Origin of the sequence: Acinetobacter sp. 161(2023) (genome assembly GCF_037027805.1) — a bacterium.
Taxonomy (GTDB): domain Bacteria; phylum Pseudomonadota; class Gammaproteobacteria; order Pseudomonadales; family Moraxellaceae; genus Acinetobacter.
In genome coordinates this window covers 41,714-64,964 of sequence record NZ_JAZEYD010000001.1, presented here as the reverse complement: position 1 = coordinate 64,964, position 23,251 = coordinate 41,714, and the positions used below count along the sequence as shown (strand labels likewise).

Sequence of the window (23,251 nt, the reverse complement as noted above, 5' to 3'; positions counted from 1 at the left end):
GAGAGCTTAATCTGCTCTCAGCTGTTTTAAAACCGCCCTTAATACTTCTAAACGTGCCGTATATTTATCATCAGTTGCAACAACATACCAAGGTGCGTAGTCGGTACTGGTTCTCTCAAACATATCTGCAGCTGCTTTTAAATAATCATCCCACTTATCACGATTACGCCAATCTTCTGCGGTAATTTTAAAACGTTTATGCGGTGTCTCTTCTCTGGCCTTAAAGCGCTGCTCTTGCTCATCTTTGCTTATCGCTAGCCAAATTTTCACCACAATCGTTTCACTATCAAATAAATCTTTTTCAAAGCGGTTAATTTCATCATAGGCACGCTGCCACTCTAAAGGTGAAGCAAAACCCTCAACACGTTCAACAAGTACGCGCCCATACCATGTCCGATCAAAGATCGTGATTTTTTCGGCCTCATTAATGCGGTTCCAAAAGCGCCATAAATAAGGATGACGGGCCTCGTAACGTTCAGGTGCTCCAATACAGTGAATATCATATTCGCGCGGGTCTAGGTTTTTAACAATTCGCTTAATTGCACCACCTTTACCAGCAGCATCCATTCCCTCAAAAGCAATCACAAAATTTCGTTTATCGAAACGCATAGCATCAGCAATTTTTTTGCTTAGTTTATCAAGCTCTTTTTTATATTCGGCTTTATCAAGCTGTTCTTTAGAAGGTTTTAATAAAATAGCGGGAATTTTAGCCTGCTGCCATTTTCCTTTGACTTCAGTTTCATGGTCTGGAAGCTTACGCATGTGTTGCAAAAGGTACTGAGCAAAAAACTGATCACGCTGTTTTTCATCTTCACCATCAATAATGTACCAATCGTCAGTAAAACGACGGCGTAACTTTTGCAAAGTGTCATATTGTTTTTTATTACGCCAGTCTAGCCCATGGAGTTTATGCCAGTGTTGCTCTGACGGGTCAATTTTGTCTAAACGTTTTTGTAGTGATTTCCATGGAAGATCGAACCAGACTTTGACCACATCGACATAGTTATTTTTCAAATCTTGCTCAAATGCCCGCATATTTTCAACGTAAGCATCAAATCGTGCCTCATCTAAAGGTTCAGACACATGCGTTGCTGTAACGAGCAAATCGCTATACCAATTGCCAAACATCACCACAATTTGCCCTTCGGTAGGAATAAACTCCGAATAAGACTGCCAAAATGCTTCTGTATCATTCAACATACGTGGCGCATCTGCTTTTACTCGTAAATATCTTGGATCTAGCCATTCACGAAGCTGTTTAACTGCTTCGCCTTTTCCAGCCAGTTCAATACCACTCATTAAAATGAGCGTACTTTTAGCATTGGGCTTTCCTCGACTTTCTTTTAACGCATATTGTGCTTCAATCAAATCGACCGAAAGCTGTTCTTCATCTCGAATTTCAAATTTTGGTTGTTGTTCGCTCATAGTCCACGGCTCTAATCATTATTGTTTAATTTCGATGATATTTAACTTATGCGGTTAAATGATGAATTGCTATACAAATTATGTCATTGCGATAGAAATCTGTCTAAAAATTGACGCATGAATCATTTTTTTTACATCTTCTCGCCATAGTACAAGGTTACAATGCCTCTTATGATTTTTTGTAAATAGCCCAATATTAGAGTCTTACATGTCTAAACTCGCTGCTTTTGACGAACTTTTACAACAATATAAAACATTTAATTATCACGATAATCCAGTGCTTGCCCAACGTTTGCAAGATGTACAAACATGGCTAAAAGAACGGATGAAAGATACGCATCATGAATTTTTTAATCTGCCAGAGCACAAGCTCATGTCAGAGTATTTTTTAAATCGTTTATATGGTGGTCCAGAGTTTGATGCTCTTGCAGCGCAAATTGAACGCCTATTGAAATATGCCCATAAAGCCGAAAAAGTATTGCCTGAAAATGCAATTAAAACCGGAACTAAATCGGTAAGTTTGGCGGTACTTGCCACTCAGCTTGATGAACAAGTAGCGATACAGCTTCTTGAGGATTATCCGGCAGATACAGTGTTAACCGATGAGATTATGCGTTTAACGCTAATTAAACTTGATCAAGGAGAAGCTCGTTATCAACAACTTGCTCTTCTTGATGATTTGGGTACGGCACTCGATAAATATATGCGCTCATTTATGATGTTTACGGCTTTTAAAATGTGTAAAGGTATTGCCCAAAAATATCATTTCGAATTGATGTATGATTTTATCCAAGATGGTTTTAGCGCGATGAAACCGTTAAAATCAGCCGAGAACTTTATCAAGACTTTTACTGAAAAAGAACGCCAGATTATTGAAAATGTACATTCAGGGCATCCGAATCCGTTTAGAGTGTGATAAGGTCGGCACAGAGAAAAAATCAACCTTACGAAGTTGAGATTTTATTCATTATATTTGCATGATGATGCCTGTAAAAATAGACAAAATCTGTCATCATGCAGAACTTATTCCGTTTCACTTGAGTTTGAGTCTAGGAGAGACAATATGTCTAACGAAAACCAAAAGCCAACATCTCCAACTGAGCAGGCACAAAGTTCAGACAAAGTTAGCCCATTCCTAAGCTCACCTTTACCGCAAGGTACCCCTCAAGGGCAACAACAAACTTTACAACAAACCTTAACTGATACACCGGTTAATGGTTCTGTACCGAAATATAATTTACCACGTGGTGCTAGCAATACTGGCAACGTGGGAGAAACCACCCACTTTGGTTTCTCGACTGTTAAAACTGAAGATAAAGCTCAAAAAGTTGCAGAAGTATTCCACTCGGTTGCAAGCAAATATGACTTGATGAATGACCTAATGTCATTTGGTATTCACCGTTTGTGGAAACGCTTCGCAATTAACATGTCTGGCGTACGCCGTGGTCAACACGTATTAGATATTGCTGGTGGGACAGGCGACTTAGCAAAAGTATTTAGCCGTGAAGTTGGTCCTCAAGGCCATGTCGTTCTTTCAGACATTAACGAATCTATGCTCAATGTAGGCCGTGATCGCCTCATTGATGCAGGTTGTACCAATGTTGACTTCGTACTTGCTAATGCAGAAACTTTAGAACCTTTTGCAGATAACAGCTTTGACTTACTCACCATTAGCTTTGGTTTACGTAACGTGACAGATAAAGATGCAGCGCTTGCTTCTATGTTCCGTGTGTTGAAGCCAGGTGGTCGTTTACTTATTCTTGAATTTTCTAAGCCTGTCTTTGAGCCATTCTCAAAACTTTATGACCTCTATTCATTCACTGCGTTACCAATTATGGGTAAATTAGTCGCGAATGACTCAGAAAGTTATAAATATTTGGCTGAATCAATTCGTATGCATCCAGACCAACGTACTTTAAAAGGTATGATGGAAAATGCTGGCTTCCAGAACTGTGACTATCACAACCTTACTGCTGGTATCGTTGCCGTTCACCGTGGCTTTAAACTGTAAGGGATAACGATATGTGGTCGATTCTGGCACTCGGTGCAGTCGAACGTATCATTCATCATCTGATCGATCTGGATGCGGTTACACGCATTCAGCTTAATCAGTTACAGGGCAAAATGTTGCGTGTTGTGATTGATAGCCCGCAGCTTTCTGTCGATGTATTCTTTGACCAAGAAAAAGTACGTCTTGAACCTACTGCAACAGGGCACAGTGAGCAGCCTTCTATTTTTGAACAACGCCCTTTTGATGCGCAATTCAAAATTTCTGAAGCAACAGCAACTTTGCATGTTAAAGATGTTGTCGAACTGATTAAATTATTGGTCAGCGATCCAGATCAGATTGGCAATATCCCATTGCAAGGTGATTACCACCTGCTACAGGATATTCAAAAGATTATGCAGCAAGCTGAACCAGATTTAGCTGCGCACTTATCAAGATGGGTAGGTCCTCAACTCGCCCACGAAATTGGCAAGATTCAACTTGCACCAAAACATTTAAAACGCTCTCTTCAAAGTCATCTATTTTTTGCAGAAGACGCATTAAAAGAAGATAGCGGCCTATTTGCCCCTCGTTGGGAAATGGACGATTTAACTCAAGCAACTCGCAAGCTTAATCAAGACATTGACCGTCTAGAAGCAAGATTGCAGCAACTCAACGCCCAACTACAACCCTCTCAAGACTAGGTAAGACTGTATATGATTCCGCACGTTTCACGTTTACTCGAACTTTGGCGTATTGCAGCGCACTATAGACTCGATACGTTGTTCCCGGCGGATGAACTACCAGTTAAAGCTCAACGTGCATTAAGTGTTATTAAAATGCACCCAGCTGCATGGTCTAGTCGCGAACGTAAAAATCCTTTAAAGCTAAAAGAAGCTTTAGAAGAGATGGGGCCGCTCGCAATTAAGCTCGGACAATTACTGTCAACTCGACGTGATTTGATTCCACCTGAAATACTCGCTCAATTGGTCTTACTTCAAGATCAGGTCAAACCGTTTGATATCAATGTTGCCAAACAACGTATTCAAGATTCGTTAAAAGCTGACGTAAATACCTTGTTTGCACGATTTGATGACCAGCCATTAGCAGCTGCTTCAATTGCACAAGTTCATACTGCTGCTTTGCACGATGGTCGTGAAGTCGTTATTAAGGTGACTCGCCCTGATATTCGCAACCAGATTTTGCAAGACTTTGAAATCTTGGCATGGTTAGGCAACACACTAGAAAGCCGCCTTGAAGCTGCTCGCGCCTTACATCTCTCTGAAATTATTCAAGACTACCGCCAGATTATCTTAAATGAGCTGGACTTGAGTATTGAAGCAGATAACACCCGTCGTATGCGCCATTATTTTACTGGCTCAACCATGATGTATGTGCCTGAAGTCTACATGGACACCAAAGATGTCATGGTGGCAGAGCGCATTACAGGTGTACCTATTTCAGATACGGCAACCTTCGACCGTCTAGGCATGGACCGCGCACAACTTGCAGAAAAAGGATTAACCATTTTCTTTACGCAAGTATTCCGCGATAACTTTTTCCATGCCGACATGCACCCTGGCAATGTCTTTGTAGAAACAATTAACCCAAGCAATCCACGCTTTATTGCACTCGACTGTGCAATTATGGGTGAGTTATCTAAGCATGACCAGATGACTATTGCCCGCATGTTGCTTGCTGTAATGAACAGCAACTTTATGCAGCTCATTCAAATTGTGCATCAAGCTGGCTGGATTCCACCGGGTTCAGACCAAGATGCGCTATCGCGTGAAATGCGTCGCACCGTTGGCCCAATGGTATCTAAACCGATGGATCAACTTGATTTTGCTGGTATCTTGATTCAAGTGATGGATATTGCCCGTCGCTTCCATTTAGAGATTCCACCACAACTCATGTTGTTGCTAAAGACTTTAGTGCATGTCGAAGGCCTAGGGACCGATCTTTACCCGCAGCTCGACATCTGGAAATTGGCAAAACCAATTTTGACTGAATGGGTCAAGGCCAACATGAACCCAGTCAAAAATATAAAAGAGTTAGGTCAGCAACTACCCGACCTGCTTTTAGGTGCTCAAGATTTCCCAAGCTTAATTGTTGATAGTTTAAATGGTTTAAAAAATCAGTCTGCTTGGCAAGACCGTCAGTTACGCGAAATGCAGCAACTTCGTTTGCAAATGGAACATCAACAACGCCGCAGTTGGATGTTCGGTAGTAGCATGTTGATTTTATTGACCATCGCGATTATTAGTCCTTGGTTTGTTTCGGTTATTTTGATTGTGCTAAGCAGTTTATTGGCTCTTTGGCGTATATTGAAATAACTTCTAAATCCCTTGTAAGTGCAAGGGATTTTTTTATGGCTAACTTTAATTTTTAAAAAATATAGATCGCTTATTCGTTCATTGCTAAATTAGCGCTCATAAATGCTTGAAAAGAACAAACAATGAAAACACCTCATTTTGCCATTATTGGTGCAGGTACTGCAGGTTTAGCCACTGCGATTTTGCTCGCCCGTGAAGGTAATAACGTTACTATTTTTGAACAAGTTGATGAGTTATCTCCAGTAGGAGCAGGTTTATTACTACAACCTGCGGGCTTAGCAGTATTTGAACATTTAGGTGTGCTCGATAAGGCTCTAACATTAGGAGCCAAAGTAACGGGGCTAGAGGGGCAACTTCCCAACAAGCGTCTTTTAGTTAACAGTCACTATCATGAAGCATCTACAAATCTCTATGGTTTAGGTATACACCGAGCCACTTTATGTCATGTACTCACCCAAAAGCTTAGAGAGTATTCGAACCAAATTACTTGGCGTATGAACCATTCTGTTGAGAGTTTTGAAGAACATAATGATGAAGTTCGACTATTCGGAACTCATCAAAATCAAAAGTTTGATGCTAGCTTTGATGCTGTACTTATTGCGAATGGTGCTCGTAGCCAATTACGCCCAAAAGCATGGGTAAAGGTTGATCAAGCATACCCTTGGGGTGCTGCATGGAGTATCGTGCCTGAGTGCCAAGTACTCGATTCTGAAATTCTGCATCAATTTTATGATCGCTCGAAGATTATGATGGGAATTCTTCCTACAGGAGCGATTCCAACAGAACCTAAGCAGCGCCTTTCAAGTATCTTCTGGAGCTTACCTACCCCACAATTACAAAGCTTCTTGCAAGATGAGCAAGCTAAACAAACTTGGTTAAAGCAAGTCTCTGAGCGCTGGCCCCAAGTTGCAGAATGGCTAAAAGAGATTTTATACGGCAGTCAAACTCAACCTAAATGGCTATCTGCAAACTACCGTGATGTCGTCATGACTCAATTTGGTCAAGGCAGAATTGGAGTGATTGGAGATGCCGCTCACGCGATGAGTCCGCAGTTAGGTCAAGGCGCAAATATGGCATTATTAGATGCTTGGGCTTTTTCTCAATCATTGCAACAAGCCAAGAAGAACCAGAATATTGACTGGCCCCTACTCTGGCAGCATTACCATCAACATCGCCGCTCATCCACCCAGTTTTATCAATTCCTCAGTCGCTTATTAACACCACTTTATCAATCTGATCATTGGTGGGCTGGAAGTCTAAGAGATTTAGTTTTCCCTTGGATGTATCAAGTCCCCTATTTTCGAAAGGAAATGGCAATCACAATTTCGGGATTAAAGACTGGTCCATTTCAGCAAATTGATTATGATCGAGTAGCTCAAACTCCTAAAGAAAGCCGTACTTTCAATTTAAAAAACGAATCTTTGTCTGACTATTAACCCAACCAAATGATAGTGAGTAACACATGAAAATTAGCCATCTTGATCATCTAGTTTTAACCGTCTCAAATATTGAAACTACATGTAATTTCTATCAAACCGTATTAGGGTTTGAGGTCATTACGTTTAAAGGTGATAGAAAAGCCTTAAAGTTCGGAAATCAAAAAATAAATTTACACCAGCAAGGTAATGAGTTCGAACCTAAGGCATTACAGCCGACTCCCGGATCTGCTGACCTGTGTTTTATTTCAGAAACTCCCATTTCAGAAGTGATTGCGCACCTTAATCAATTAAATATTACAATTGAGGAAGGCCCCGTTGAACGTACAGGTGCAATGCATCCTATTCTTTCAGTTTATATTCGTGATCCAGATCAAAATTTGATTGAGATTTCAAATATCCTCACGTCTTAGCCACTTGAATAAGATACCGACTGGTAAGCGTTACAAGATGCTTATTACTCCGACAAAGACAAAAAGCGCAAAGAATTTTTCCGCAAAGCGACGTTGATGCCGTACACTATACAAGCTATTTTTTAGCATCTGATTGAAATCAATTTATAGTTCATATTTCTTTGGTGATTCCTCATGAATAACACGCAATGGCTCGATGAAGTAAAATTTAACGAACAAGGTCTTATCCCTGCCATTGCTCAACATCATCAAACCGGACGTATTTTGATGGTGGCGTGGATGAACCGTGAAGCACTCGCGCTCACAGCAGAAAAAAATCAGGCTGTTTATTTCTCTCGCTCTCGCCAAAAACTTTGGCACAAGGGTGAAGAATCAGGCCATTTTCAAACGGTTTATGAAATTCGTCTGGACTGTGACGCCGACGTAATTATTCTACAAATTGAACAACATGGTGGTATTGCATGCCATACGGGTCGTGAGTCTTGTTTCTATCGTAAACTCACCCCACAGGGCTGGGAAATTGTAGACGCACAATTAAAAGACCCTACTGCAATTTATGGTGACAAAGCTAAAACTGAAAGCCACGATCATGCTCACACCACAGAACAAGTCGATGTACTTGCTCACCTAGGGCAATTGATGCAAGAGCGTAAGCAAGCTGAAGTAGATACTTCATATGTTGCAAGCCTCTACAAAAAAGGCATCAATAAAATCTTAGAAAAAGTGGGTGAAGAAAGTGTAGAAGCAATTATTGCTGCTAAAGATTTTGCTGCACAGGATTCAGAAGCTCACTTAAACGATCTCGTTTATGAAACAGCGGATTTGTGGTTCCATACTATTGTGATGTTGGGTTATTTCGATCTTAATCCACAACTTATTATTGACGAATTAGCTCGTCGTCAGGGTTTATCTGGTTTAGTTGAAAAAGCTAACCGCAACAAGGTTTAAAATCACTCAGTGTCGAATATTGAAAAACCCAAAGCCACCTATGAACAAGCAATTGCTATAGATAACGCACGTCTTGGGCAGTCATTTAAAGTGATTGCCTATGCTGGCACAGGTAAAACCACCACCTTACAAATGATTAGCGATGCCATGCCTGAACGCCGTGGTATGTATCTAGCATTTAACAAAGCTATTGCTGGTGAAGCACAAAATAAATTTCATCGTAATGTGGACTGTCGTACTTTTCACTCACTCGCTTTTCGTAGTGTACCGCGCGGTGTAACCGATAAATTACGTCTACCACGACTAAGCCCAAGTTTTATTGCTAAAGAATATCGACTAGAACCTATTACGCTACGACGTATGATGGGTGGGCGTTACGAGAAATATGTCTTAATGCCAAGCCGTCTAGCGAGTCTTGTCGCAAATGCTGTCAGCTATTTTTGCTCGACCAGCTCACAATATCCGGCACCTCGACATATTCAGGCACCTAACTGGTTGCATCCAGACGATATTATCGAATTACAAAATCACCTTTACCCTGCTGTAGAGCGACGTTGGCTAGAGTCGATTGACCAAAACCATCAAGCTGGTATTGGGCATGACATTTATCTCAAACTTTGGGCATTGTCTGAGCCAAACATTCCTACTGACTACGTATTGTTTGATGAAGCACAAGATGCTGACCCTCTAATGCTAGGCATTTTGCTTCGCCAAAAAAATACTCAAGTTATTTATGTCGGTGATGCACATCAACAAATCTACGCTTGGCGTGGTGCAATTAATGCCATGCAACAATTGCCCTTGCCGGAATCTCGATTAACCACTTCTTTTCGTTTTGGCGAAACAATTGCCGATGTAGCCAATGCACTGCTGGGCGGTTTAAATGAAACTGTTCCCTTGCTTGGTAATCCAAACCAGAAATCGAGTGTCGTGAATAAACCGCATACCAAAATGCGTGATGCGATTTTATGCCGTACCAATGCTCGTGCAATGGAACTTTTACTGGCAGGCTTAGTTCACGGCGATAAAGTGAGTTTGCAGGCGGATCATCAAAAACTAAACCGTTTTGTAGACGCTGCCAGCCTATTAAAGCAAGGAAAACGAGTTACTGACGTTCCTGAATTGGCGTGGTTTAACTCATGGCATGATGTACATGAGTACTGTGAAACCAATGAAGGTAGTGACATTAAGCCATTAGTAAAACTGGTTGATGATCACGGCACTGACCCACTGAAAAAAGCACTTGCAAAGATTACTCCGCTTGAGCAAGCTGATTATGTCATCTCCACAGCTCACAAAGCGAAAGGGCTAGAATGGAACCGCGTTCATATTGAAGATGACTATCAATTTAAAATTAATGGTTTAGAGCACAAGATTAGTGATGAAGAATTAAGATTACTTTACGTTGCCTGTACTCGTGCTAAAGTAAGTTTAAATATCCATCATCTTTATGATCTGATACAACAATTAAAACTAAGGGCGCCTTTAAGTCTTCGTCAATCGGTTGGTTGAAGCGCTCATATTTAGGTGAGCCTATGAAACTTGAATCTATCCAATTTAAACATATTGCTCTATTTCTCGACCTTAAAATACAGTTTCAATATGAAAAACAGCCGATTACCTTAATTTTAGGTGAACAAGCAACGGGTAAAAGTATGTTACTCAAACATACTTACCATGCTTTAACTTGGTTCCCAGCCCGTTTTAAAGATTTACGTAGCCCCGGTATTGTTATGCCTGACCAAGACATTACTCAATCGCGTCTACAATCAAAAATCGAAGTAACCGTTCAGGTCCCACCAGAAATTGGCTCTTTACCTGAAAGTACCTCTGCTCAAGAGGTAGATTCTTCGCTGTGTAGCTGGAAACTTTTTAAAACTCTAAATTCAAGTGGCTTTGGAATCAGCCAAGTTGAAACTCAGCAACTTGACCAGACTACGGCTCTTTATCAACAAGTTATCAAAAAAGATCCGTTACAAGGATTGCCCTTAGTCGCTTACTACCCAGCCGAGCGATTTGTAAATGATATTAATCTACTCAATAAAAACTTACCCGGCATTACGCAAGCCATTTCAGCCTATGATATTAGTCCAGTTCCGTTCACAACCTTCACGCGTTTTTTTGAATGGTTACGTGAAATTAGTGATATCGAAAATGCTCAAGCTGCGCATCTCGTACAACGTATTATCTCTAAGCAATCAGATTTACAAGATCAGACAGAACTATTAAATGAACTTCAAAAAGAGTTAGCTGGGCAGCCTCAACAGCTCACTTCACCTAATCTCTACGCACTTAAAAATGCATTAAATATTGTTTTGCCCGAGCTCAAAGACTTATATTTGCAATATCAACCTAGGCTTCAACTCATGGCTGATTATGATGGCCAAACCCTACCTTTCCAGCAACTTTCCAACACGATAAAAACATGGATTGCGTTAGTGGGTGATATCGCCCGCAGACTCTGTTTGCTCAATCCGTTAAGTCTAAATCCTTGCCTTGAAGGTGAGGGAATTTTATTGATTGATCAAATTGACTCACAACTCGACGCACAGCATTGTTCAGAAATTTTAAACAAACTTCATCAAGCATTTCCACGCTTACAAATTATTGCAACTGGAAGTCGTGAAGAATTACTAGAACATGCCTCGGCCTATCAGTGTTTAAAATTAGAGCATGGTAAAATTAGCCATCTTGATTTAAATACAGCCAAACAACAGCTTGAACACATCTATACATTACTCCAAAGAAGCGAGTCATTAGTTCCACATATAGAAGCACAGCTTCCAAGCTTAATCGACCCCACTCCCTCTCCTGCACAGATTGATATTTTATTTCAGCAGATTCAGGGTTTAAATGAACAACAAAAAAATGAATTGCTACGCATGATTCATGCAGGAGATACACCAGAAGAAAGTCCTTCTGTTTAAATTTTATAATCAATCGACTCTGTTTTGAGAATTAAAAAGCAGGGCCACAAAATATATGGTTGAGTCAGATTTTTTAGCTTCAAAAATAACTAGATGTTGTTACTACATGTAATAACATCAGATTTTTACTGCTTTTTTAGTGTACAATAAATTTCATTTTGCGTTTTTATTCTTCAAGTTGCGCAATACAACTTGTTTCTCGCTTTATTTTCTAATTTGGTCGGGTTTTCAGAATAACAAAGCCTTGGAACTCTCTTTGAATTCCTATCTATTCTGAAATTAAAAATTCACCTTTAGGTTTCGGCCTAAATCACATATGGATACGAGTGTGCTACCGATAATTATCTTATTACCGTTAATATTAGGCACCACCCTTGTTTCATTGCTTCAACGATTCTCTCGTGGAGTAACGGCTTTAGGGGCAATTGGAGTCAGTTTAACCAGTTTTGGTTTATTACTGGCTCAAGCTAAAACTGTGCTTGGTGGTGCAAGCATTCAACAAAGCTGGGATTGGTTACCTCAACTAGGAATTAATCTAAGCTTCAGACTCGATGCTCTTGGTTTACTATTTTCTTTACTTATTACCGGTATCGGTACCCTCATTTATATATACGCCTATTACTATCTTGGCCCTAAAAACTCTTTAAGCAAACTTTATGCTTTACTCATGCTGTTTATGGCAGCAATGCTGGGAATTTCGCTCTCTAATAATCTTATTATTTTATTAGTCTTTTGGGAGCTCACCAGTATTTCATCTTTCTTGTTAGTGGGTTACTGGAGTCATTATGAAGCTGCGCAACGCGGCTCTCGAATGGCGCTCACTATTACAGGGATGGGCGGTTTGGCGTTGTTGGGTGGATTTGTTCTATTAGGACAAATCACCGGAACCTATGAAATTAGTGACATCATGGGCATGAAAGATGCCATTCAAGCCCATGCTCTATTTGTTCCAATGCTATTGCTTATTTTGCTTGGTGCATTTACGAAGAGTGCTCAGTTTCCATTTCATTTTTGGTTACCAAATGCAATGGCAGCACCAACTCCGGTGTCTGCTTACCTACACTCTGCGACCATGGTAAAAGCAGGTATTTTTCTACTTGCCCGCTTACTGCCAATTTTTGTAGGCGCTGCGATCTATCACAATATCGTGACATTTATCGGCCTGTTTACACTTTGTATGGCAGCATGTTTTGCCATTTTTAAAGAAGATTTAAAAGGTTTGCTCGCCTATTCAACTATTAGTCATTTAGGACTCATTGTTTGTTTACTTGGTATCGGTTCGCCTTTAGCAGTTGCTGCTGCTATTTTTCATATTATTAACCATGCAACATTTAAAGCTGCACTCTTTATGATTGCAGGGATCATTGACCATGAAACGGGTACACGTGATCTTCGAAAACTCAGTGGTATTTGGCAATTACTTCCTTTCACTGCCACATTAACCATGATCACCGCTGCCTCTATGGCAGGTGTACCACTCACCAATGGCTTTATTTCTAAAGAGATGTTCTTTACCGAGCTATTGGCGAATCTTTCAGGTTCAGCAGTTGTTTTTGCCAGCATTATTGCAACGCTTGCTGGTATTTTTGCAGTGAGTTATTCAATCCGCTTAGTGCACGGCGTGTTTTTTGATGGTCCGATTGGTAAACAGGTACCAAATAAAGATGCACATGAACCGCCTATGGGCATGCGCGCACCAGCTCTTCTTCTTGCTGTGTTATGTATCCTGGTCGGCGTTTTACCTTCTTTGTTGGTAGAACCACTGGTAAATAGCGTAACGAGAGCAAGCTTGATGCAACCAGAATTTGCAGGAACTCATCTTGCGATCTGGCACGGATTCAATGCTCCTCTGGTGATGAGTATTATTGCTTTAGTGGGCGGCTCACTGTTCTATTTTGCTTTGGCAAAAGATGGCATGATTCGTAAAATTGACCTTGACCCACGTCTTGGCAAATTTCAAGGCCGCATTTTATTTGATTTATTTTTAAAACATCTGTTGCTCACTAGCCGAAAAATCAAACAAAAAACTGAAAATGGCTCATTGCAAAGTTACTTGTTCATGATCATTGCTTTTAGCGTCATCATGGTAACTATGCCGCTACTTAATCAAGGGCTCACTACAGGCACACGTGAACTTACTCATGCCCCATGGATTGCCATCGTTCTCTGGCTGACTTTATTCTCAGGTTGCTGGATGATGCTGTGGTTTCATCATGAGCGTATTAAAGCAGTTCTTATTAGTGGTGCAATTGGTCTGGTTGTAACGATGGTGTTTGTTACCATGTCGGCTCCAGATTTGGCACTGACTCAAATTACCGTAGATGTTGTAACCACTGTTCTTTTATTAATGAGTTTATCTTTACTTCCACAGCTAACGCCGTATGAATCTCTTCGTTCTAGACGTTTAAGAGATGCTGCTTTAGCGATTATTGGAGGCTTAGGAATAGGCTGGATTGCGTGGCTGATTTTAACCCGTGATCATAATTCGATTTCATGGTTCTTTGCACAGCAGTCTTTACCACTTGGTGGCGGCTCAAATATTGTAAACGTCATTTTAGTTGACTTCCGTGGTTTCGATACCTTTGGTGAAATTACGGTATTAGGCATTGCTGCTATTGGTTCACTTTGCCTCATGGATGGTATGCGTGTACATGGCACAACCATGACCCAAGGTCTCACCTACCGTTTTAATCCATCTCCGCTCATGTTCCGTATTACAGCTTCTTGGGTATTGCCATTAGCGCTTGTCGTGAGTGTTTATATCTTTATGCGAGGTCATAACTATCCGGGTGGTGGCTTCATTGCAGGTCTAATCACCTCAATGGCGTTAATCATTCAATATATTGCGCTAGGCCAAGACCAAACTGAACAATTACTCAAAGTGAAATCAGGTCGTCTTTATGAAGTCTGGATTGGATCAGGATTAATCATTGCTGGGCTTACTGGCGTAGCTGCATGGTTCTGGTTGCGCCCATTCCTTACCAGCGCGCATGTATACGTTGAATTACCAATTCTAGGAAAACTACATTTGGCTTCAGCTGCGAGTTTTGACTTAGGGGTTTATATCACCGTGGTTGGCGCAACGATGTTGCTCATCTCGGTATTAGGAGACTCTCGCCACTCAAGCATGGCTGGTCCTGTAGTACCACATCGGGAGGAATCATCATGATCAGTTTAGAATTCTTATTGGCTTCTGCGATTGGTTTACTTGTTGCCACAGGTATTTATCTGATTTTACGTGCTCGTACTTTCCCTGTCGTGCTTGGATTAGCTGTAATTGGCTATGCTGTAAACCTATTTTTATTTGCTATGGGCCGCTTACACATCAGCTCACCCGCAATTTTAACTGAAACAACAAAAATAACCGATCCACTACCTCAAGCGCTAGTGTTAACAGCTATTGTGATCGGTTTTGCAACAACCGCTTTTATTGTACAACTGGCGCTGCGTAGCCGTTATGAATCAGGTAGTGATCATGTTGATGCTAAAGAAGACATCTCTCCAACATACGACCCACGCGAGGATGAGCCGTAATGTTTGATTTTTTATCTTTCTGGCAAGAACATGCGCCTATTTTTAGCATTCTCATTCCGGCATTTACTGCTTTTATATTATTACTGCTAGGCAACCCAGGTGCAGGTGCGTTAAAAGATGACTGGCGACAACCATGGCGTCGAGGCATTAGTCTTGTTTCCGCAATTGCTGGATTAATTACTGCAATTGTATATTTAAGCTTTGCAAGCACAGGTCAAATTACCACTTACCAGTTGAGTGAATGGTCAGCACCGTTTGGTATTGTGCTCGTGTTAGATCGTCTTTCTGCTTTTATGCTGGTACTGACCTATGCGTTAGTCGTTCCAGTTTTATGGTATGCAAGCGACAATTGGGATACCCGTGGTCGCTATTTTCATGCCATGGTTCATTTCTTGTTAATGGGTATCTGCGGAGCATTTTTAACAGGCGATTTATTTAACCTTTTCGTCTTTTTTGAAATCTTGTTGATGGCTTCGTATGTTTTGCTTCTACATGGACAAGGCAAACCACGTTTTCAGCTTGGCGTTCATTATGTCATTATCAATCTGTTAGCCTCTGCCCTCTTCTTAATCGGCCTTGGTATGATTTATGGCAGTGTAGGTAGCCTCAACATGGCGGATGTTTCACGCCTTATTCCAACACTTGAAGCAGATCAACACAAATTAGCCGTAGCAGGTGCCCTACTTTTATTTGTAGTGTTTGGTATTAAAGCAGCGATGCTTCCTGTCGGTTTTTGGCTACCAAAAACTTATGCTGTTGCAAGTACACCTGTGGCTGCAATTTTCACCATTATGACCAAGGTCGGGATCTATTCGATTTTGCGTGTAAATGGAACCGTATTTGACGATGCACTTAGTCAAGAAATCTTAAAAAGCTGGTTACTTCCGATTGGTTTGATTACTTCACTTTACGGTGTGATTGCAGCAATTGGAGCAGATCGTTTACGTCGCTTTGTCGGGTTCATGGTGCTTTCTTCAATTGGTACCTTGCTCACAGCAATTGCCATGTCGAATACACAAGCATGGTCTGGTGCTTTATATTACTTAGTGCACAGTACGCTGATTGGAGCGGCTTTTTATCTATTTTGTGGATGGATAACTTCACAACGTGGAGATTTTAAAGATCATTTAAAAGTTGCTCCAAGAATCAAACAAGAAAAAGCGGCTATGCTGACTTATTTCTTGATTGCCATGATGCTCGCGGGTTTACCACCTTTTAGTGGTTTCCTTGGAAAAGTATTTATTTTACAAGCGACAGTTGAAGCTAGCTATCAAGGCTGGATCATTGGTGTTGTGCTTGTTGTGAGCCTATTAAGTATTATTGCTCTAACACGAGTTGGTTTTATCTTGTTCTGGCGAGCAACACCACCAGAGCAAGATCCAATCCATCCAGCGTATATTATTTATCGAGCATTACCAGAACGAGCACCACCACGTAATGATCAAGTGATTTATGTGTTACTTGCCGGCTTAATCGCTTATGTCGTCTTTGCTGCACCTATTCAGCATTACACATTAAGTACTGCCCAGCAGATTCAAGACCATGCACTTTACCAACGCACTATTCTTAAAGTAGATAAAAATGGTGAAGCTATCAGCGTACAACCATTTGACCCTGCTTACCTACCAGAAACTAAATATGGTGGTGAAGTTAAAGATCATAATGCTTATCTTGTCCCAGATATTATTTCGAAAGATACCTTCAATGGTGAACATATTTCGGAATATAAACATCGACAAATTCAGCAGCAGGAAAAAATACAAACACCTACCATTGTTGATGAAAGTCAATTGAAACCTATGGAGCCATAACAATGCAGTTATCTCATTTGCTTGAACGTTGGTTTCCACATCCATTTGTTTCCGTTCTTATCATTTTATTTTGGCTGATGCTGTCACATAGTCTTGATGCTAGTGACATTCTGATGGCAGTACTGTTGGGTTTAATAATTCCTCGTTTAGTTAAACCGTTTATCACCCGTACACCGCATATTCACTGGAAACCAGCTATTAAATTATGCTTTGTGGTTCTTTGGGATATTGTTATTTCTAACTTTCGAGTGGCAAAACTCGTTTTGGGATCTACCAAAAATTTACATCCTAAATGGTATCGTGTACCGCTAGAAACAGAACATGAGCAGGTTAATACCTTACTGGCAATGATCATTACCACAACGCCTGGTACGGTATCTGCGGGCATTGATCAGGAACGTGGAGATATTCTGGTTCATGCTTTGAGCACAGATAATACGGAATCTGATATTGAAGACATCAAACAACGTTATGAAATTCCACTTATGGAAATTTTTGATGTAAAAAGCAAAACGGAGGCAAGTGCATGACCATCCTACCCTATGCTCTAGGTATTAGCTCAATTGCCATTACCATCTCTATGCTACTTTGCCTCTTCAGATTGGTCATAGGCCCATCAATTGTAGATCGGCTTTTAGCACTCGATACTCTCTTCTTAAATGCAACTTGCCTCATTGTTGTTTTAGGCATTTATTGGATGACGACCTCTTTATTTGAAGGAGCTCTACTGGTTGCGATGCTAGGTTTCGTATCTACAGCAGCCTTAGCACGTTACTTCACAACTGGTCATGTAATCGATTAAGGAGAGATCAAAATGCAGTTCATAATGGAAATTATTGTTTCGGTCTTTCTGGTTTTTGGCGCTTTCTTTATGTTAGTCGGCTCGATTGGTATGGTGCGCTTGCCTGACTTATTCATGCGTTTACACGCACCCACAAAGTCGAGTACGTTAGGATTAGGCAGCTTTTTGATTGCGTCTATGATCTTTTTTGCTTTTCAAGGCCGCTTTGGTTTTGCCGAGCTACTGATCACACTTTTAGCTTTTATTACCGCACCGGTTTCAGCAAATTTAATTGCTCAAGCTGCGCTACATTTACGTTTGCGCTCATTGAGCGGAGAAGTTCCTGAGTCAATTGAACGCCCCTTGCCATGGGACCGTTATAAAATTGGACAGCGTTTCTCACAAAACAAACCTCCTATGGACCCTCCTAAAGACTAAAAAAACCAGCCAATAAAAAAGCCACCCGAAGGTGGCTTTTTATTTTTAATATTACTGTTCTTCATCTGATTCGTGTTTCGGTAAATCATTTACCGCTTTTTCGATCAGACCAAACATATAGTTACCATACGCATTAGTCTTGTCATAATGGAAACGCAATCTTGGCGTAATACGTGTCTTGATACGACGGCTCAATTCATGACGCAAGAAACCAGAAGCTTTATTTAATACCTCTAAAGTTTCTTTATTTGCTGCTTCACTTTGCTCATCACCAAGCTCACGTCCCATTACGGTGACATAAACTTCAGCATAACCCATGTCTGCACTGACTTTCACCGCAGAGATGGTCACTAGACCACCTAAGCGAGGATCTTTAAGCTCCTGACGGATCAGCTCAGACAACTCACGTTGTACTGTATCCGCCATGCGCTTTAAGCGTTGGCTACCCGCCATTAAAGACTCCGTTTAATCAATTGAACATCATAGACTTCAATTTTATCTTTGACTTTGATGTCTTTATAACCTTTCACCGCAAGACCACATTCCATACCGGCACGAACTTCTTCAACCACTTCTTTATAGCGACGAAGAGATTCAAGCTCACCTTGGAACACAACCACATCATCACGTAATACGCGAATCGGTTTATTACGATGCAATACACCTTCAAGTACCATACAGCCTGCTGCTGCACCAAACTTACTTGAATGGAATACTTCACGTACTTCAGCAACACCCAAGATAGTTTCACGATGTTCAGGAGCAAGTTTACCGCTCATGGCATCTTTCACATCATCAATCAATTCATAGATGATGCTGTAGTAACGAATATCGATACCGTCTTGGTCACTTCTCTGACGAGCAGTCGTATCAGCACGAACGTTAAAGCCCAACAATACAGCTTCTGAAGATTCAGCAAGAATCACATCAGACTCAGTAATCGCACCAACACCCGAACTAATTACACGAACTTTTACTTCATCAGTAGATAATTCAAGTAAAGCTGCATTCAATGCTTCTAAAGTACCACGTACGTCTGTTCTTAAAACAACGTTCACTGTAGGAACATCTTTTTTGCCCATTGACGACATGATATTTTCAAGACGCATTGCGCTTTGACGATCAATACGTTTTTGACGTTCACGATCAGCACGAGCATCAGCAACTTCACGTGCTTTCTTCTCGTCATTTACAACAAGAACTTCATCACCTGCCATTGGAGCTTCTGGAAGACCCAGAATTTCTACTGGAATAGATGGTCCTGCTGATTTAATAGGCTTACCATTTTCATCAGACATTGCACGTACACGACCATATGATGAACCTGCAAGAACAAGGTCACCAATGTTTAATGTACCGTTTTGAACAAGAATAGAAGTTACTGCACCACGGCCTTTATCAACACGCGCTTCAATAACAACACCTTGTGCAGCACCTTCAGCAGATGCTTTTAATTCCATCAATTCTGATTGAATAAGAATTAAGTCAAGGAGTTCATCAATACCTTGTCCACTGTGTGCAGAAACCTTAGCAATCGGAACATCACCACCCCATTCTTCTGGAACGATTTGTTTCGTTGTTAATTCATTTAACACACGGTCTACATCAGCAGATTCTTTATCCATCTTGTTGATTGCAACAATAATTGGAGTTCCTGCTGCACGCGCATGGTCAATTGCTTCTGCAGTTTGCGGCATTACACCATCATCTGCTGCAACAACCAATACAACGATATCCGTTGCTTTAGCACCGCGTGCACGCATTGAAGTAAATGCAGCATGTCCCGGTGTATCAAGGAACGTAATAATTCCTTTGTCTGTTTCAACGTGATATGCACCAATATGCTGGGTAATACCACCTGCTTCGCCTGCCGCCACTTTCGAACGACGGATACGGTCAAGCAATGATGTTTTACCATGGTCAACGTGACCCATAATGGTAACAACTGGCGGACGAGTTGTTTGCTCACCACGTGCTTCTTCAGCCGCTTCAAGCAAGTTATCTTCCGCTTGAGTATCGGAAACTAAAACAGGGTTATGGCCCATTTCTTCAACAACAAGTGCTGCTATATCTTGATCAATAGCTTGTTCCTGATTAACCAACTCACCCATTTTCATAAGTGATTTGATAACTTCACGTACTTTAATCGCCATTTTTTGAGCAAGATCGGCAACAACAATGCTTGAACCGATTTCTACATCATAAACTTGCTTTTTAACTGGCTTTTCAAATCCATGCTTATTTGCCTGGCTTGATTTTAAACCACGTTTATTATGGTTAACAAAGCTTTGCTCTTCTTGACCACGACGACCACCTTTTTTACCCGCACGAGGGTTAGTGGTTGCACTACCGCGTTTAATTTCACGGTCTTCTTGCTTAAATGAATCTTCATAAGCTTGGCCAACTAGACCTGAAGCAAGTGGAGAATCATCAATCACACGAATTGTCGTAGTAGCTTCGTCACTTGAATACTTAGACGCCATTTTGCGCATTTGTTCAAGTGTACGTTGCTGAGCTTCTTCAGCCGCTTTACGACGCGCAGCTTCTTCAGTTGCTTTTAACTGAGCTGTTTGTGCTTCACGTGCTTTCTTTTGCTCTAATGTTTCTGCTGGTTTTGGTGCAGGTTTTACTGTACCACCACCACGTCTTTTCACTACTACAGCAGCTTTAGGAGCTGTCTGCGCAGCGCTATCTTGTTGATGAGCAACACGCATAGCATCTAAAGTTGCTTTTGCTTTTTGCTCTGTTTGAAGACGCGCGTTTTGCTGTGCAGTGTCACGCGTTTGTTGTTCTACACGTGTTTTAGCATCAGCTTCTACACGTGCTTTAGCTTCAGCTGCAATTTGTTCAGGGTTTGGTTTAGCAAAAACCTGTTTTTTACGTACTTCTACGTTAATTGTTTTTGCTTTACCTGAAGTACTTGCAACTTTAGCGGTACTGGTTGTTTTACGTTTCAACGCAATTTTTCCTGTGTTACCACTTTCCTGACCATGCACTTTTTTCAAATGATTGACTAAAGTATTCTGTTGTTCAGTGGTAATAATATCGTCTGCTGTACGTTGAGGCAAACCTGCTTCACGAGCCTGTTCTAGGAGCTTCTCAACAGGACGTTCTACACTGAGAGCTAACTCTTTAATTGACTTGTCCGTCATATTTCATCTCCTAGTTAAACCATGATTCGCGAGCTTTCATGATCAATTGACCTGCTTTTTCATGATCAAGTCCTTCAATATCAGAGATATCGTCAGTAGCCTGATCTGCCAAATCATCGACAGTAATAATACCGCGAGCGGCAAGCGAGTAAGCGATCTCAGAAGTCATGCCTTCCATTGTTAGAAGGTCTGCACTCGGTTCTTGAATATTTTCTTGCTGTTTCAAAGCATCAGTAAGTGTTGCTTCTTTTGCACGACTTTGCAATAACTCAACCAATTCGGCATCAAGCTCAATTTCGTCAAAAGTTTCAGCTGGAACATAAGCAATCTCTTCTAAAGAGGTAAAGCCCATTTCCACCAATGCCATTGCTAAATCTTCTTCAATATCGAGACGTGATACAAACATGTCAAGATATTGCTGAGCTTCATTTTGCTGACGAGCACGATACTCTTCTTCAAGCATCATGTCGAGTTTGTAGCCAGTTAAATCAGAAGCCAAGCGAACATTTTGGCCTTGTGAGCCAATCGCACGAGCCAATTGATCGCTGGTTGCAAAAATAATATCAGCACTTCTTGCATCTTCATCAAGCACGATGCCTGAAACATCAGCTGGTTCTAATGCACTTGCAATGTACTGAGCTGGATCATCAGACCAGACCACTACATCAATACGTTCACCGTTTAACTCTTGTTGTACTGCTTGAATACGCGTACCACGCATACCAATACATGCACCCACAGGGTCAATACGATGGTCATTTGTTTTCACTGCAATTTTAGCACGAACGCCTGGTTGACGTGCCGCTGCTTTAATTTCAATAATTTCTTCAGAAATCTCAGGAATTTCTTTTTTCATTAAAGCAATTAACATTTCAGGCTTAGCGCGTGATAACAACAACTGAGCGCCACGACCTTCACGGTTCACATTGTATAAAATAGCGTTCATACGTTGTTTCGGACGAAGAATTTCTTTAGGAATCATTTCTTCGCGCGCAAGATAAGCTTCAGCGTTGTCGCCTAAATCGATAATAAAGCCATCTTTGGTTTGTTTTTTCACTTCACCGTAAATCAACTCACCAACTTTAGACTCGTATGCATCAGCAACTAAAGCACGCTCAGCTTCACGAATTTTTTGTACGATAACTTGTTTTGCAATTTGTGCAGCGATACGACCAAACTCAATAGATTCTACTTCGAGTTCACGTACATCACCAATTGACCATTTAGATGGGTCAAGGTCAGAAATCGCATCTTGGCAAGCTGGCATTTCATGATCTTCATCTGCCACAACAGTCCATTGACGGAACGTGCTGTAATCACCAGTTTTACGATCGATTTCTACACGAAGCTGAGCTTCTTCAGCATGCGTACCTTCGTAAAATCTTTTCTTCGTTGCAGCAACTAGAGCTTGTTCTAAAGCCTCGAAGATCGCTTCACGACTAACACCTTTTTCATTACTAACCGTTTCAACAACGGTAAGAATTTCGCGGCCCATAAGTCACCTACCGATTTCTTATAAAATTTAATAAATTTAATCTTGATAGATCAAGTTTGCTTTATCGATATTGTTGCTGTCGATCTCAAGCACGTGCTTCCCATCAACTTCAACCTGAATTTCTTCATTTTCAAGGTCTACTGAGATAAGTTTTGCTTGAAATTTACGACGGTTTTCTACTGCTGCAATCAAACGCAAAGCAATTTGTTGTCCAATGTAGCCTTGTAACTGTTCTAATTGAAAAAATGGACGATCCCAGCCCGGTGAAGAAACTTCTAATGAATACTCACCTGAAATTGGATCATGAACATCCAGCATTGCGCCAACTTGTTGTGTTACACGCACACAATCTTGTACACCAATACCACGGCCTTGTTCTACTTCACCATCTTCATTAAGTACTGGTTCAGCATCATCACTTACCGCTTTATCGATATAAATACGCAATAATGAACGTTTACCTTGTGGGATAAATTCGATTCCCCAAAGGTCGACACCACATGCTTGTACTGCAGGAACAATTAAGTCATGCAATGCTTGGGATTTATTTGATAATTTCATTTACTCT

At 41.0% G+C, this 23,251-nt stretch carries 20 protein-coding genes; 15 read left to right on the top strand and 5 right to left on the bottom strand.

Features of this window, described 5'->3' with window-relative positions:
• Window positions 1-6: 6 nt before the first annotated feature.
• Window positions 7-1,425: a polyphosphate:AMP phosphotransferase gene (pap, locus tag WA249_RS00340; protein WP_336165866.1), complete on the bottom strand. Its 1,419-nt coding sequence runs from the start codon at window positions 1,423-1,425 to the stop codon at window positions 7-9.
• Between the two features lie 208 nt (window positions 1,426-1,633).
• Here pap and WA249_RS00335 point away from each other — a divergent pair, with 208 nt between their 5' ends.
• From WA249_RS00335 to WA249_RS00265, 15 genes are all read left to right on the top strand, one after another.
• Window positions 1,634-2,341, top strand: coding sequence for an FFLEELY motif protein (locus WA249_RS00335; protein WP_336165865.1), 708 nt, complete (start codon window positions 1,634-1,636; stop codon window positions 2,339-2,341).
• A 147-nt stretch (window positions 2,342-2,488) separates the two neighbouring features.
• Window positions 2,489-3,436 (top strand): bifunctional demethylmenaquinone methyltransferase/2-methoxy-6-polyprenyl-1,4-benzoquinol methylase UbiE, encoded by a 948-nt coding sequence (gene ubiE, locus WA249_RS00330; protein WP_016139421.1) that lies wholly within the window; start codon window positions 2,489-2,491, stop codon window positions 3,434-3,436.
• An 11-nt stretch (window positions 3,437-3,447) separates the two neighbouring features.
• Entirely contained in the window at window positions 3,448-4,116 is a 669-nt protein-coding gene (locus WA249_RS00325) for a ubiquinone biosynthesis accessory factor UbiJ (RefSeq protein ID WP_336165864.1), read from the top strand.
• Between the two features lie 12 nt (window positions 4,117-4,128).
• The gene (locus WA249_RS00320; protein ID WP_336165862.1) at window positions 4,129-5,748 is read left to right on the top strand and encodes an ABC1 kinase family protein; all 1,620 of its coding nucleotides are present in this window, start codon (window positions 4,129-4,131) and stop codon (window positions 5,746-5,748) included.
• Between the two features lie 122 nt (window positions 5,749-5,870).
• Complete coding sequence (locus WA249_RS00315; protein ID WP_336165860.1) at window positions 5,871-7,184, top strand: FAD-dependent oxidoreductase; 1,314 nt, start codon at window positions 5,871-5,873, stop codon at window positions 7,182-7,184.
• 26 nt (window positions 7,185-7,210) lie between these two features.
• Window positions 7,211-7,597: a VOC family protein gene (locus WA249_RS00310; RefSeq protein ID WP_336165859.1), complete on the top strand. Its 387-nt coding sequence runs from the start codon at window positions 7,211-7,213 to the stop codon at window positions 7,595-7,597.
• A 174-nt stretch (window positions 7,598-7,771) separates the two neighbouring features.
• Window positions 7,772-8,545: a bifunctional phosphoribosyl-AMP cyclohydrolase/phosphoribosyl-ATP diphosphatase HisIE gene (gene hisIE, locus WA249_RS00305; protein WP_336165858.1), complete on the top strand. Its 774-nt coding sequence runs from the start codon at window positions 7,772-7,774 to the stop codon at window positions 8,543-8,545.
• Window positions 8,546-8,554: 9 nt separating this feature from the next.
• Window positions 8,555-10,057, top strand: coding sequence for a UvrD-helicase domain-containing protein (locus tag WA249_RS00300; RefSeq protein WP_005301860.1), 1,503 nt, complete (start codon window positions 8,555-8,557; stop codon window positions 10,055-10,057).
• A gap of 23 nt (window positions 10,058-10,080) precedes the next feature.
• Window positions 10,081-11,472, top strand: coding sequence for an AAA family ATPase (locus WA249_RS00295; protein ID WP_336165857.1), 1,392 nt, complete (start codon window positions 10,081-10,083; stop codon window positions 11,470-11,472).
• Between the two features lie 316 nt (window positions 11,473-11,788).
• A complete protein-coding gene (locus WA249_RS00290; protein WP_336165856.1) occupies window positions 11,789-14,641 on the top strand; it encodes a monovalent cation/H+ antiporter subunit A in 2,853 nt (950 codons plus the stop codon).
• Entirely contained in the window at window positions 14,638-15,006 is a 369-nt protein-coding gene (locus WA249_RS00285) for a Na+/H+ antiporter subunit C (protein ID WP_336165855.1), read from the top strand. The genes WA249_RS00290 and WA249_RS00285 overlap by 4 nt, the downstream gene beginning before the upstream one ends.
• Window positions 15,006-16,817: a monovalent cation/H+ antiporter subunit D gene (locus WA249_RS00280; RefSeq protein WP_336165854.1), complete on the top strand. Its 1,812-nt coding sequence runs from the start codon at window positions 15,006-15,008 to the stop codon at window positions 16,815-16,817. Before WA249_RS00285 ends, WA249_RS00280 begins: the two co-directional genes overlap by 1 nt.
• Window positions 16,818-16,819: 2 nt before the next feature.
• Entirely contained in the window at window positions 16,820-17,347 is a 528-nt protein-coding gene (locus WA249_RS00275; RefSeq protein ID WP_336165853.1) for a Na+/H+ antiporter subunit E, read from the top strand.
• Complete coding sequence (locus WA249_RS00270) at window positions 17,344-17,619, top strand: monovalent cation/H+ antiporter subunit F (protein ID WP_004795001.1); 276 nt, start codon at window positions 17,344-17,346, stop codon at window positions 17,617-17,619. The genes WA249_RS00275 and WA249_RS00270 overlap by 4 nt, the downstream gene beginning before the upstream one ends.
• Before the next feature lie 12 nt (window positions 17,620-17,631).
• Window positions 17,632-18,036 carry a Na+/H+ antiporter subunit G gene (locus WA249_RS00265; RefSeq protein WP_336165852.1) on the top strand — a complete coding sequence of 135 codons (405 nt, stop codon included), beginning with the start codon at window positions 17,632-17,634 and terminating at the stop codon, window positions 18,034-18,036.
• Between the two features lie 51 nt (window positions 18,037-18,087).
• On the opposite strand, the gene WA249_RS00260 is transcribed toward WA249_RS00265, so the two are convergent.
• From WA249_RS00260 to rimP, 4 genes are read right to left on the bottom strand one after another with little or no spacing between them, the layout of a single operon-like run.
• Window positions 18,088-18,489 carry a ribosome-binding factor A gene (locus WA249_RS00260; RefSeq protein WP_336165850.1) on the bottom strand — a complete coding sequence of 134 codons (402 nt, stop codon included), beginning with the start codon at window positions 18,487-18,489 and terminating at the stop codon, window positions 18,088-18,090.
• On the bottom strand, window positions 18,489-21,188 hold the full coding sequence (infB, locus tag WA249_RS00255) for a translation initiation factor IF-2 (protein WP_336165849.1): 2,700 nt from the start codon (window positions 21,186-21,188) through the stop codon (window positions 18,489-18,491). The genes WA249_RS00260 and infB overlap by 1 nt, the downstream gene beginning before the upstream one ends.
• A 10-nt stretch (window positions 21,189-21,198) precedes the next feature.
• Window positions 21,199-22,683, bottom strand: coding sequence for a transcription termination factor NusA (gene nusA, locus WA249_RS00250; RefSeq protein ID WP_016139435.1), 1,485 nt, complete (start codon window positions 22,681-22,683; stop codon window positions 21,199-21,201).
• A 36-nt stretch (window positions 22,684-22,719) separates the two neighbouring features.
• The gene (gene rimP / locus WA249_RS00245; RefSeq protein ID WP_336165848.1) at window positions 22,720-23,244 is read right to left on the bottom strand and encodes a ribosome maturation factor RimP; all 525 of its coding nucleotides are present in this window, start codon (window positions 23,242-23,244) and stop codon (window positions 22,720-22,722) included.
• Window positions 23,245-23,251 lie beyond the last annotated feature (7 nt).